This window comes from Prevotella sp. E9-3 (genome assembly GCF_022024015.1).
In the GTDB taxonomy this organism is placed as follows: Bacteria; Bacteroidota; Bacteroidia; order Bacteroidales; family Bacteroidaceae; genus Prevotella.
Genome location: NZ_CP091786.1, coordinates 431,331 through 444,539, shown reverse-complemented (window position 1 = coordinate 444,539; position 13,209 = coordinate 431,331). Strand labels below are relative to the sequence as shown.

Sequence of the window (13,209 nt, the reverse complement as noted above, 5' to 3'; positions counted from 1 at the left end):
AAACAATTGGTATTATTCAGAAAAATCCACTACTAACTAAAAGAATACTATATACATTTTCTATTCTGCATAGAAAATGCATCCCCATAAAGAATAATTATCTATCTACAAAAGGCGTATTACTTCTGCTTTCCCACACGAAGGGTTTGCAACATCACGCTGAGGATGATGAGTGAAATGCCCAGATAGAATGAGAAATTCAGTTCACGTCCTTCGCCAAAAATCAAGAAAGCGAGCACAATGGTATAGCAAGGTTCCAGATTATAGGTCAGATTCACTGTAAAGGCAGAAAGGCGTTTCAATGCCTGAATCTGCAGAAGATACATGCCCACGGTACAGAACAAGGCGTGACAAAGCATATACCATATATTACTCCCCTCTGGAATAACGACAACGGGCTGACTGCTGGGGAAGAAAGACAAATACAAAGGAATTATTGCAGAAACAGCTATCAGTCCACCCGACATCTGCGACATAAGCACGTCGCGGCTCCTTACGCCCACCGATGCACGTTTATTGTAAATCACATAGAGTGCACATACAGCCGACGAGACCACGCCTATCATGATACCATAGCGATAACGGGCATCGAACGAGAAAATGCATAGCACACCTACTACTGTTATCAAAGAAAACAACATCTCAAGCCAAGAGAATCTCTTTTTCAAGATGAGTGGTTCGAAAATGGCGGTAAAAAAGCCTATCAAGGAGAAACATACTACACCTATTGACACATTCGATGCCTTGATAGAACCATAGAAAAGCATCCAGTGAAGTCCTAACAAAGCGCCGCAGCCACTTAACTCAAGAAATTTTCTTCCACTAACCTTTGGCAGTCCCGTGAATACGAAAAGAATAAGACTGGTGAAAAGCATACGATACCATACGATATCGACTTCGTTGAGCGTAATCAGTTTTCCGAACAAACCGGTAAAGCCTGCCAGTATCACACTCAGATGAAGCTGAATAAAGCCTTTCTTCGTCTCGTTCATAACCAGAAAAAACTATATGAAAAACTAAGCGTCAGGATTGGCAATGGCATGCTGTACCACAATACCGGCTAGCATAAAACCGAAGATGGCGGTAATATGGGCCAACGTACCGTTTATCTGTGCTTTCGACGAGCACCACTCATGGTTCAGCAGTGAAGGGTCGCCAGGTCCGTTCTGAGCCTTCGGACACATACACTGTTCAGTACCGCAAGTAGCATTCACGCCTTTATTCTGCAACAATTCATCAGAATAAACACACTGAAACTTACGTTTCGGATATTGTCCGTCACGCTTGAAACGCTTACGAAGTGCACGCGCCAGAGGATCACCCTTCACTTTCCAGAACTCTGCCACCTTAATACGAGTGGGATCCAATTTCAAAGCAGCACCCATTGACGAAATGAAACAAGCATTCGTCTGAGTAGCCATCAGAATGAGCAACGCTTTGTCTTTCAACGAATCGATAGCATCAATGATATAGTCGTAACTGCCTATATCAAAACTCTCAGCCGTTTCCTCATTGAAAATTTTCTGAAGTGCTGTAATTTCTGCTTGGGGATTGATCGTGAGCAATCGCTCACGAAGTACTTCAACCTTCACCTTGCCCACCGTTTTCGTAGTGGCCATCAGCTGTCGGTTGATATTTGTGATACAAACACGGTCGGAATCGACGATGGTTAGCTGGCGAATACCTGAACGAATCAGACTTTCAGCGCACCAGGAGCCTACGCCCCCCACGCCAAAGATTATCACCCGCTTGGCGGCCATCTGACTCATGGCATCGCCTCCCAACAACAATTCCGACCGTCTGAAGATAGCTTGTTCTATTGAAGCCATAACATGCTTTTACGAACGCAATAAAATACTTCTTTACGCGTCAATATTAGCGTAGGTAGCGTTCTTCTCAATGAACTCACGACGCGGTTCCACATCATCGCCCATCAGCATAGAGAAGATTTCATCGGCCTCAGCAGCATTCTCGATAGTTACCTGCTTCAGCAAGCGGTTCTCGGGATTCATGGTTGTTTCCCACAACTGCTCGGGGTTCATCTCACCCAGACCTTTGTATCGCTGTGTATGTACATTACGCTCATCGCCAGCAGCATAATTATCAATAAATGCCTGACGCTGCTGATCGGTATAGCAGTACTCTGAATTTTTCTTGTAAGTACACTTATAAAGAGGAGGAGTAGCAATATAGAGGTGACCACCCTGAATAACCTGAGGCATAAAGCGATAGAAGAGCGTCATAATCAGTGTGTCGATGTGAGAACCATCGACGTCGGCATCGGTCATGATGATAATCTTATCGTAGCGAAGCTTATCAATATTTGCATCCTTAGAATCCTCACCATCAACACCGAAACGCACACCGATAGACTGGATGATATTCATCACAGACTCGGCCTCAAACACACGATGCCACTGAACTTTCTCAACATTCAGAATCTTACCGCGCAAAGGAAGAATTGCCTGGAAATGACGGTCACGGCCCTGCTTGGCTGAACCACCTGCCGAGTCACCCTCGACGAGGAAAATCTCACAACTCTTTGGATCGCGGTTTGAACAGTCAGCCAGTTTACCGGGTAGTCCGCCACCCGTCATGGGATTCTTACGCTGCACACTCTCACGAGCCTTTCGGGCTGCAATACGTGCAGTAGCGGCCAGAATCACCTTCTCACAGATAGTGCGTGCTTCTTTCGGGTGTTCCTCAAGGAAGTTGGTCATTGCCTCACCCACAGCTTTCTGAACAGCACCGTTCACCTCACTATTACCCAGCTTTGTCTTGGTCTGTCCTTCAAACTGAGGCTCAGCCACTTTCACTGAGATAATAGCAGTCAGACCTTCACGGAAGTCGTCCTGTGCCACCTCAATCTTAGCCTTATCAATCTGCTTGCGCAACTGATCGTCTTCATCGGCATACTTTTTCAAAGCACGAGCCAAGGCAATGCGGAAACCCGTCAAGTGAGTACCACCCTCAATAGTATTGATATTATTGACGTAAGAGTGAATATTTTCAGAATAGTCGCTATTATAGAGCAGAGCCACTTCAATGGGCACACCATCCTTTTCTGTTTTCAGACAGATAGGATCGCCAATGATTGAAGTACGGTGACGGTCCACGTAGCGCACGAACTCTTTCAGGCCTTCTTTAGCGTGGAACACCTCAGGCTGACGCAAATTTCCTTCCTCATCAGGACGAAGGTCGGTCAGTGTAATGGTGATACCAGCATTCAGATATGCCAGTTCGCGCATACGCTTGGCAATAATATCATACTTATACTCAGTCGTTGTAAAGATACTACCATCAGGCCAGAACTGCTGCCGGGTACCGGTCTTGTCGGTATCACCAACAATTTTCACATCGTAAAGGGGCTTTCCCTTTTCATATTCCTGCTGATAGATATGGCCGTTACGGAACACCTGCGACATCATGTGAGTAGAAAGAGCATTCACACAGCTCACACCCACACCGTGCAGACCGCCAGACACTTTATAGGAGCCTTTATCGAACTTACCACCGGCATGCAGCACAGTCATTACCACCTCAAGGGCCGACTTATGCATCTTCTCGTGCTCGTCAACAGGAATACCACGACCGTTATCCTGCACGGTGATAGAATTATCTTCATTGATTGTTACTTCAATGTGAGTACAGTAGCCCGCCATTGCTTCGTCGATAGAGTTATCGACTGTTTCATTCACCAAGTGATGTAGTCCTTTTTCACTAATATCGCCGATGTACATAGCTGGGCGCTTGCGCACGGCCTCCAAACCCTCGAGTACTTGAATATTACTCGCGGAATAGTTTTCTGTTTGGTTCAGTTCTTCTGCCATTTTTCTTTAAAATAGTACAATTATCGTTCTTGCAACTGCAAGCAAGACTATGTTTCAAGGTGCAAAGTTACAAAAAAAAAGCGACTTTTACACCTTATTTATAATATAAAATGATATCAGATAAGCATTTTTTTAGAATAAATTACGATTGCCGCTGACGCACGGCCTCAAAAAGTAGAATTGCAGCAGATACCGACACATTCAGTGAGTCGAGCCTGCCGAGCATTGGTATGCGGATATGGGCGGTAGCGGCCTTTCTCCACTGGTCGGTAAGTCCTGTTGATTCAGTACCCATTACAATAGCCGTTCCCTGCGTCATAGGGGTATCGTAATACAAGCAGGAATCCTGCAACTGTGCTGTAAGAATTTGGACATCATGTTTCTTAAAGAAAGCAATACAGTCCTCCGATGTACAAGCAACTGTAGGTACTGTAAAGATAGCGCCTATCGACGAACGTATCAGATTGGGATTATACAAATCGGTAAGGGGATCGCACACAATAACGGCATCGGCCTGTGCAGCATCGGCCGACCGCAACACAGCTCCTAAATTACCTGGTTTTTCAACACTTTCCAGTACTACTATCAATGGATTTTCCTTTAAGTGTAGGTCTTCCAGCCGGTGACTCTTTGCCTTTACAATAGCAATAACGCCTTCAGTGGAACCACGATAGGCCACCTTTTCATAAACCGAAGCACTAAGCGTATAGACCGAAGTACGGTTTAACGCCCCGCCATTGGATGCCTGTATGGCAAGAATATCACTACCGTCAGCTTTCAACTCTTCACTGACAAAGAGGCTTTCCACCATATATCCAGCTGAAACGCAATGTTCCAGTTCGCGCCGGCCTTCCACAACAAACAAGCCTGATTTGCGGCGTTCTGAAGATTTCTGCTGTAATTCCAGCAAATATTTTATCTTTGGATTCTTTGCACTTGTTATGATCAAATCGTTCATTTTATTCAGTAAACGCTTTTAGTTTGCAAATATACAATTTTATGCGCAAATGGGAGTAATTTATGTTCAAATTCATCCATGTTACACATAAATTCCTTACCTTTGCAACGGTAAAAAAGAAAAAACTATTATGGATTTAATGGGACTGCCCCTTTGGGCATGGATTGTATTTTATGTTTTAGTATTCATCATGCTCATTGCCGACCTGAAGATGTTCGGCAAGAAAGGCGAACATGAGGTGAGCGTGAAAGAAGCATTGAAGATGACCGCCGTATGGATAGGTGTGTCAATGGTCTTTTGTGCTGGCATATACCTTTTCTATCCTGGTGATGCTCACGAAAAGGCAATGGAGTTTTTAGCAGGCTATCTGATAGAGAAATCCTTATCTATGGACAACCTCTTTGTTTTCCTAATGCTATTCTCCTTCTTTGGCGTTGAACGCAAATATCAGCACGAAGTGTTGTTCTGGGGCATTTTCGGCGCTTTGGTTCTTCGTAGTATATTCATCTTTGCCGGTGCCGCAATGGTAGAACGTTTTGAATGGGTATTGGGGCTTTTCGGTCTGTTCCTGCTCTACACAGGCGGAAAGATGTTCAACCATAATGACGAGCAGGCTGCCGACCCATCGAAAAACATTATCGTGAGATGGTTCAAAAAGCTATTTCCTGTCACCGACAAGATGCATGGCGACAAGTTCTTTATTGCTGAGAACGGCAAGCGGTTGGCTACCCCCCTGTTCATCACACTTTTAGTCATCGAGACCACCGACGTAGCCTTTGCCGTAGATAGTATTCCCGCTGTATTCTCTGTTTCTCGCGATCCGTTCATCGTACTCACCTCCAACATCTTTGCTATTCTTGGTCTTCGTGCGCTATATTTTGCCTTGGCTGCCGTAGCCAAGTATTTCAAATACCTGAAATACGGACTAGGCATCATTCTCATCTTCGTAGGTATCAAGATGCTGCTGGCCATGAACGAATATATCAATGGCATTGGAGAATGGGTTGGCCTCAATCTCAACATTCCTCATATTGAGGTACCCACTGCACTCAGCCTGCTCATCATCTTCGGTATCCTTGTGCTCTCTATGCTTCTCTCGGTAGTTGCCACAAAGACTCAGAAGACAACCGATTAACCCTTCAAGACTGAAATGAAAGAAAAAGAATGGTTAATCTTCGATGCCGATGACACCCTTTGGGACTGCCAAGGTCACTTTGAGCGAGTGATGCAGGAACTCTACACGCTACTGGAGCCTTGGGTAGATCGTGATACGGCTGCTAAGCAACTCTTTGCCACAGAGCAAAAGAACATGCCTTTATTGGGATACGGCACAAAGGCTTTCACCCTTTCCATGATAGAGACCGCTTTACGTGTTTCAAACCACGAACTGTCTGGTCACAAACTGGCATGGCTCCAACAGGAATGCTACACCCTGCAAGAACTGCCTGCTACCCCACTCCCTGAGGTAGAAGACACCTTGAAGACGCTTCATCAGCAAGGCTGGCACATGGCAGTATTCACCAAGGGAGAACTGCTTGACCAAGAGCACAAGTTGCAGCGTTCTGGGCTGAGCCGGTATTTTGAACATGTCGAGATAACCAGCGACAAGACCGAACGTGAGTTTACTGCTCTCTGCCATCATTTGCGCACCGAGCCTGAGCAGATAACCATGATCGGCAATTCCATGAAGAGCGATATAGCGCCAGCACTGGCTATCGGTTGTAGGGCTGTTTATATCCCCTTCCATGTTACCTGGCAACTGGAACATGCAGAAAAAATCCAACACGAAGGTTTAACAGAAATCAGCCACTTCAGCGAACTGCTCCAGATTGTCTCCGAGTAGAAATGGGAATCTCTCTTATCAGAAATACTCCACTCCTGCCTATTGCCATTTGTCTGATACTTGGCATTATGGCAGGTTTTTCATTACCCCTTCAGCACCTTCCGCTATTCCTCTGGCCTATTCTGTTTTTTATCCTGCTCTTCTTCACAATCGTTGCCGACAAGTACCCAAGAACTCAATCAGCCTTACTCTATACCATCACTATCACCACAGGATGTTTCAATGCTATTTACTATCAGCACAAGAACCATTCCGATGCACTTTTTCCAAACACTGCGGTAAGTTCGGGCATCATTGCCTCCGAGAAATCAGAGAAGCCCAAGACTTTTGCTTTCGACATCATCCTGACTGAGAACGGTCAGGAAATAAAATGCTATATTGCGAAAGACGAGCGTAGCGAGAAGCTGCAACCAGGCGATGGCATACAAATGGAAATCGAGGAGTTTTCCGGTTTGTTCTATGTAGGTGCCCACCATTGGCAACGTGCCAATGTATCTACAGACGGGCTGTCTGCCTTCAGCCGTGCACGCATTGTGAGTCTTCGCATCCGCCACAAGCTATTAGAGCGCTACCGTTTATTAGGAGCTGTCAACGACCAATATGCTGTGCTGGCAGCGATGACACTTGGCGACAAGTCTTCCCTATCGAAAGACCTCCGAAACACCTACTCGGTGACGGGAGCCTCACACATCCTGGCATTGAGCGGTATGCACCTTGGCATTCTCTATATGCTATTGTCAATGCTTACCCTAAGCCGAAGGAGGCGACATTGTATCTGGTCACAATCGCTGTTGGTTACTGCCATCTGGTCCTTTGCCATGCTCACTGGTTTTTCCACCAGTATTGTCCGTGCCGCATTAATGATCAGTCTCTTCGCCATATTCTCAGTAGGATTCCGCACACAGGCATCTTTGAATCTGCTTTGTCTTTCAGCCATCATCACCCTTGGCATAAACCCGCACGTACTCTACGACGTCGGTTTCCAGCTCTCCTACATGGCAGTGCTGAGCATCCTGATAATAGCACCGCTATTAAAAGGGGAAAAAGAAATCATGGTAGAAAGAACGGAATGGGGATTCAAAGAAAGAGTTTTCAGAAAGTCAAAAGAAACGATTGGTGCTCTGTTTCGTGTGTCCATAGCCGCCCAAATAGGAGTAGCACCCTTGATAGCATTCTATTTCGGCCGGTTCTCTACTTATTTCCTGCTTACCAATCTCATCGTACTCCCCGTGGCCTATATCATTCTCTATGGAAGTCTGTTCATGCTCATAGTACCCTGGCAGCCATTAAGTAGTGCGGTGATCGGTACTGTAGGCATATTGAACGACATACTGACAAAAATGAACCGATGGCCGCTGGCCAGTATTGAAGGCCTGCACCCATCGGTTCTTCAGGTTATTTCATGTTATTTCACGATTGCCTGCATCATTGGAATCATCAACGTATGGAAAGGGAGACGCTCCCAGTATGCTGCCATACGCTGGGATGATTCAGCCTCGTTGCCTGCTACATGACTCCTATCCACCTGAGCACATCGTTCAGGTTGGCAACGACCATGAGCAGAATGATCAGGCCAAAGCCGAAATATTCAGCACGAATCATGAACTGTTCTGACGGCTTGCGGCGGGTAATCATCTCATAAAGGAGGAACAGGACATGACCGCCGTCGAGAGCGGGAATAGGCAGGATGTTCATGAAAGCGAGAATGATGCTGAGGAAAGCAGTCATTTTCCAGAACACGTACCAGTCCCACATTGGGGGGAACAGACTACCAATAGTACCGAAACCGCCGAGCGACTTGGCACCATCGCTTGTGAACACATATTTCATATCGCTCACATAGCCTGCCAACACGTTCCATCCGTACTTAATACCAGCGGGGAAACTCTCAAAGAAATTATAGTTGACAGTCGTGGGCTCATAAAGACTCAGCACATTTGTGGGAGAGAAGCCCAGTTTTAAATCAGCGGTAAGCACCACGGAAGCCGTGTCAGTAACCTCAGCGCGTGTATATACAATTGTTGTTGTACGCACTTTCATGCTGTCGTCAGGTGTAACGGCTGCTGAAAGCATGTCCTGCAGTCGGCCTATCTCAAAAAGGAATCCATTATAACTGGTCACCTCATGATCATTAATGGCCACGATACGGTCGCCTTTCTGAAGACCAGCCAAAGAGGCAGGAGTTGCGGGCAGCACACTATCTATAACAGCAGGGATATAGGGTGTAACGAAACGCGGTTCATTCTTCAGCATGTTGAGGAGGTTCAAGTCGCCAGGCAGACTGATGCTCACCTTCTTACCGTCACGAAGTACAGTCACCTCATGGGCTTCAGAGATATCACGATACATATCAGCACCAAACTCCTTGAAGTCGATGCCATCATGACTCAACAGGATATCACCATTCTGGAAACCCAGTTCAATAGCCTCATCATTGAAGTACATACCCTCGCTCATGTCCTGGAGTGCTACATATTTCTCGCCCCAAGTGAACATGATCATAGAATAGATGAACAATGCCAACAGGAAGTTCACCAATACGCCGCCTATCATGATGAGCAGTCGCTGCCATGCAGGCTTGGAACGGAACTCCCAAGGCTGTTCGGGTTGTTTCATCTGCTCGGTATCAAAACTCTCGTCAATCATACCGGCTATCTTACAGTAACCGCCTAATGGCAGCCATCCGATACCGTATTCCGTATCACTGTTCTTTGGCTTATGGCTGAACAGTTTGCCCGTCCACTTACCAATACCGAGGTCAAAGAACAGGAAGAACTTCTCTACTCTTACGCCAAAGAGCTTAGAGAAGAAGAAATGTCCGAATTCATGCAGCAAGACCAGCAGGGCCAAAGCCAGCACGAATTGAAGAATCTGAATCAAAACAGTCATTTTATTATATATTTATTAATTATTATTTTATTGGTGAGTTTAACCTAACATCTCACTGGCTATGCGGCGAGCCTCGGCATCGGTCTGCATATAGTCGTCAAGCGTGGGAGTCTTAATGAAGGTAGCCTTGGCCATTGTCTCGGCAATGATATCGCCCATCTGCAGGAATCCGCAGCGGTCTTCCAGAAAAGCACGATTCACTATCTCGTTGGCAGCATTGACAATACAGGGCATATTGCCACCACGAGCGATAGCCTCATAAGCCATTGCCAGACAACGGAATTTGTTCAAATCGGGTTCAAAGAACTCCAGTTTCTGTGCCTTGAACAGGTCAAGACGTTCACCGCTAAGTGGCAGTCTGTTGGGGAACGAGAAGGCATACTGGATTGGAAGGCGCATATCGGGTACGCCCAGCTGTGCCTTCACACTTCCATCCATGAACTGCACGGCCGAATGCACAATGCTCTGTGGGTGAACAAGCACCTGAATCTGACTGGCTTCAACGCCAAAGAGCCATTTTGCCTCAATCACCTCAAAGCCCTTGTTCATCATCGAAGCAGAATCGATGGTAATCTTAGCTCCCATATCCCATGTGGGATGACGAAGAGCATCGGCCTTGGTTACATGTGCTATCTCTTCCATCGACTTCGTACGGAAAGGACCACCTGAAGCCGTGAGCAGAATCTTGTCGATTGGATTCTGGTCTTCCCCCACCAGACTCTGGAAGATTGCCGAATGTTCACTGTCAACAGGCAGGATAGCCGCCTTGTTCTCAATGGCCAGCTTACAAATCAGTTCGCCTGCAACAACCAGTGTTTCCTTATTGGCCAGACAGATGGTCTTGTGGGCCTTGATGGCATGGATAGTGGGATTCAGTCCGGCAAAGCCCACCATTGCCGTGAGCACCATATCGATAGGACCAGCCTCTACTATCTCGTCGAGAGCACGTGCGCCGGCATATACTTTCACCTCAGGCATGTCCTGCATCAACGCTTTCAGCTCGTCATAACGCTGCTCGTTGGCCACAACGATGGCTGCAGGGTGGAATTTATGGGCCTGCTCGGCCAGAAGTTCAATCTTATTGTTTGCAGTCAGACAGTACACTTCGTACAGGTCACTATGTTCCTCAATGACTTGAAGAGCCTGTGTGCCAATACTGCCTGTAGAACCTAAAATAGCTATTTGTCGTTTCATAAACTCAGCAACCCTTCGGGAAGGGTCATCTTTATTATCTGTTTCTTTGTGTCAATATCTGTAACGAGGTCGTTGCTGGCAGGAACCAGCATACCGTCCTCCAATTCAAAAAGAACATTGGCTGTCGAGTCGTCAACGGCTGCAATCGTTCCCACCTCTTTGCCCGTAGCGGCATCGGCTATGGTAAAGCCTACCAGACTGTTCAAAGTAAGTGGAACATCTTCGTCGGTCAACTTACGGGGAAAGTAAACATCACAGTTGGTCAGTTCGCGAGCCCGATCCTGTGTATCAATATCGCAGAACTTTACCAAAGCAACCGAATCACTACGGAAACGGTACTCTTCCATGAAGAACGGAACGAGTATTCCATCGACATCCAGTACAAGATAGTCGGCATCGACGCGGTCAAAAACATCATCGTCGAACTGAAAGGACACTTCTCCTTTCACGCCATGCGCCTTGCCGATACGGCCTATCTTGTAAACTTCTTCTTCCTTAATCATTGCTTCCAGTTTTACTAGCCTTACTAGTTATACTAGTTTTACTAGTTTTACTAGTTTTACTAGTCATACTAGTTTTTGCTAGTTAATTCTCTTAATCTTTGCTCCGAGGGCATTCAGACGACCTTCGATATCTTCATAGCCGCGGTCAATCTGCTCAATATTGTCAATCCTACTTGTACCCTTGGCACTCATAGCGGCTATCAGCAGAGCGATACCTGCACGGATATCAGGACTTGACATACGTCCGCCACGCAGTTGTATCTTACGGTCATGTCCCACGACAACAGCGCGATGGGGATCACACAGAATAATCTGTGCGCCCATATCAATAAGCTTATCAACAAAGAAGAGTCGGCTTTCGAACATTTTCTGATGGAACAGTACCGACCCGCGTGCCTGTGTGGCCACAGTAATCAATACCGAAAGGAGGTCGGGGGTAAGACCGGGCCAAGGAGCATCGGCCAGTGTCATGATAGTGCCGTCCATGAACGACTGAATCTCGTAATGGCGCTGACGGGGAATCACAAGGTCGTCATCCTCAACCTTTATTTTTATGCCCATTCGGCGGAAAGCATCGGGGATAATGCCAAGATTCTCCAGCGACACGTCCTTGATGCGCACACCATCACCGCACATGGCAGCCATTCCGATAAACGAGCCCACCTCAATCATGTCGGGAAGAATGGTATGATTGGTGCCGTGCAGTTCCCTGACGCCCTCGATAGTGAGCAGATTTGATGCGATTCCTGAGATACGGGCACCCATGCGGTTGAGCATCTTGCACAACTGTTGCAAGTAGGGTTCGCAGGCCGCATTATAAATAGTGGTGGTTCCACGAGCCATCACGGCAGCCATCACAATATTGGCTGTACCCGTCACCGAGGCCTCGTCGAGCAACATATAGGTTCCTTTCAGGCGTGACGCGATAATCTCATACACATCACGGCCTTCCATCTGCTCAAATTTCGCTCCTAATTTCTGGAAGCCAAGAAAGTGGGTATCCAAACGGCGACGACCTATCTTGTCGCCACCAGGCTTTGCCACCACAGCACTGCCGAAACGAGCCAATAACGGACCAATCATCATGACCGAGCCACGCAGCTCTGAGCATTTTTTCACAAACTCATCGCTCTGCAGATAGTCCAGATTCAGGTTATCTGCCTGAAAGACGAACGAATTGGCATGCTCCTGTTTATTCACCTTCACGCCAATATCCTTCAGCAACTGTATCAGGTTGTTTACATCACGGATATTGGGAATATTGTGAATAGTAACCGGTTCGCTGGTAAGCAATGTGGCACAAATCACCTGCAGGGCCTCGTTTTTGGCGCCCTGTGGCTGTATGGCACCTGTGAGCGGATGACCGCCTTCTATGACAAATGCAGCCATTTACTTACGTTTTTTACTTTTCTTCTGGGAAGGCTCAGCCACTTGTGTCAACTGAGCAAAACGGAATGTACGAGGATCTATCTGAATAACGCCATCGGTAAGACGTGCGATATCGTCAATCACTTTCTCGTCGTCAATAGATCCATGTCCCCACTGAATAAGGTCAAGTTTCATCTGATTGGCCGTCAGTCGCACCAGTTCGTCGCGCTCTGGTCCTTCAGGCATTTCTTTCAACTTGTTCAGCATTTCCTCAACCAGCCGGCCATAATGGCGCAAACGGATGGTTGTATGGGGATGTTGCATAGGCTGGGGCTTGGCATGCATGTTCTCAGCATTACTCAAATCGTAAGGCCAGTCAATGTCAAGTTTCTTATCGCTCATCAAGTACAGATGATCCCAAAGTGTCTGCTTGTAGTCAGCATTCTCACGTATCTGAGGCACTTTATTCTCCATCTGCTTAATGATGGTCTGGGCACAACGCATCCGCTCTTCCTTCGTGGGCAATTGAATGGCATGTGCAACCATTTTATGAATCTCACGACCGTATTCCGGCATCACCAGAGTCTCGCGCTGTGTGTTGTAGTCTAATCCTTTTATGTTCAT

At 46.7% G+C, this 13,209-nt stretch carries 12 protein-coding genes; 3 read left to right on the top strand and 9 right to left on the bottom strand.

Annotated elements, in window-relative coordinates; translation table 11 throughout:
- Positions 1–119: 119 nt before the first annotated feature.
- The 4 genes from L6475_RS01555 to L6475_RS01540 all read right to left on the bottom strand — a co-directional run bounded on the left by L6475_RS01555 (position 120) and on the right by L6475_RS01540 (position 4,788).
- Positions 120–992, bottom strand: a complete 873-nt coding sequence (locus L6475_RS01555; protein WP_237821841.1) for a DMT family transporter — start codon at positions 990–992, stop codon at positions 120–122.
- A gap of 24 nt (positions 993–1,016) precedes the next feature.
- Positions 1,017–1,829: a ThiF family adenylyltransferase gene (locus tag L6475_RS01550; RefSeq protein ID WP_237821839.1), complete on the bottom strand. Its 813-nt coding sequence runs from the start codon at positions 1,827–1,829 to the stop codon at positions 1,017–1,019.
- A gap of 33 nt (positions 1,830–1,862) precedes the next feature.
- A complete protein-coding gene (gene gyrB, locus L6475_RS01545) occupies positions 1,863–3,830 on the bottom strand; it encodes a DNA topoisomerase (ATP-hydrolyzing) subunit B (protein WP_237821837.1) in 1,968 nt (655 codons plus the stop codon).
- 142 nt (positions 3,831–3,972) lie between these two features.
- The gene (locus L6475_RS01540) at positions 3,973–4,788 is read right to left on the bottom strand and encodes an RNA methyltransferase (protein ID WP_237821835.1); all 816 of its coding nucleotides are present in this window, start codon (positions 4,786–4,788) and stop codon (positions 3,973–3,975) included.
- Between the two features lie 130 nt (positions 4,789–4,918).
- Between L6475_RS01540 and L6475_RS01535 the strand changes: the two genes are divergently transcribed.
- Genes L6475_RS01535 through L6475_RS01525 form a run of 3 tightly spaced genes read left to right on the top strand, consistent with a single transcriptional unit; the run spans position 4,919 to position 8,145 of the window.
- Positions 4,919–5,923, top strand: a complete 1,005-nt coding sequence (locus L6475_RS01535) for a TerC family protein (RefSeq protein ID WP_237821833.1) — start codon at positions 4,919–4,921, stop codon at positions 5,921–5,923.
- Between the two features lie 15 nt (positions 5,924–5,938).
- On the top strand, positions 5,939–6,631 hold the full coding sequence (locus tag L6475_RS01530; RefSeq protein ID WP_237821831.1) for an HAD family hydrolase: 693 nt from the start codon (positions 5,939–5,941) through the stop codon (positions 6,629–6,631).
- A gap of 2 nt (positions 6,632–6,633) precedes the next feature.
- Positions 6,634–8,145: a ComEC/Rec2 family competence protein gene (locus tag L6475_RS01525; protein WP_237821829.1), complete on the top strand. Its 1,512-nt coding sequence runs from the start codon at positions 6,634–6,636 to the stop codon at positions 8,143–8,145.
- On the opposite strand, the gene rseP is transcribed toward L6475_RS01525, so the two are convergent.
- The 5 genes from rseP to L6475_RS01500 all read right to left on the bottom strand — a co-directional run bounded on the left by rseP (position 8,138) and on the right by L6475_RS01500 (position 13,209).
- Positions 8,138–9,520, bottom strand: a complete 1,383-nt coding sequence (gene rseP, locus L6475_RS01520) for an RIP metalloprotease RseP (protein ID WP_237821827.1) — start codon at positions 9,518–9,520, stop codon at positions 8,138–8,140. The genes L6475_RS01525 and rseP overlap by 8 nt on opposite strands.
- A 39-nt stretch (positions 9,521–9,559) precedes the next feature.
- Positions 9,560–10,714 carry a 1-deoxy-D-xylulose-5-phosphate reductoisomerase gene (locus L6475_RS01515; protein ID WP_237821825.1) on the bottom strand — a complete coding sequence of 385 codons (1,155 nt, stop codon included), beginning with the start codon at positions 10,712–10,714 and terminating at the stop codon, positions 9,560–9,562.
- Entirely contained in the window at positions 10,711–11,217 is a 507-nt protein-coding gene (rimM, locus tag L6475_RS01510) for a ribosome maturation factor RimM (protein ID WP_237821823.1), read from the bottom strand. The genes L6475_RS01515 and rimM overlap by 4 nt, the downstream gene beginning before the upstream one ends.
- A gap of 78 nt (positions 11,218–11,295) precedes the next feature.
- Positions 11,296–12,606 carry a UDP-N-acetylglucosamine 1-carboxyvinyltransferase gene (gene murA, locus L6475_RS01505; RefSeq protein ID WP_237821821.1) on the bottom strand — a complete coding sequence of 437 codons (1,311 nt, stop codon included), beginning with the start codon at positions 12,604–12,606 and terminating at the stop codon, positions 11,296–11,298.
- On the bottom strand, positions 12,607–13,209 hold the full coding sequence (locus L6475_RS01500; protein WP_237821819.1) for a DUF4290 domain-containing protein: 603 nt from the start codon (positions 13,207–13,209) through the stop codon (positions 12,607–12,609). It abuts the gene before it with no gap.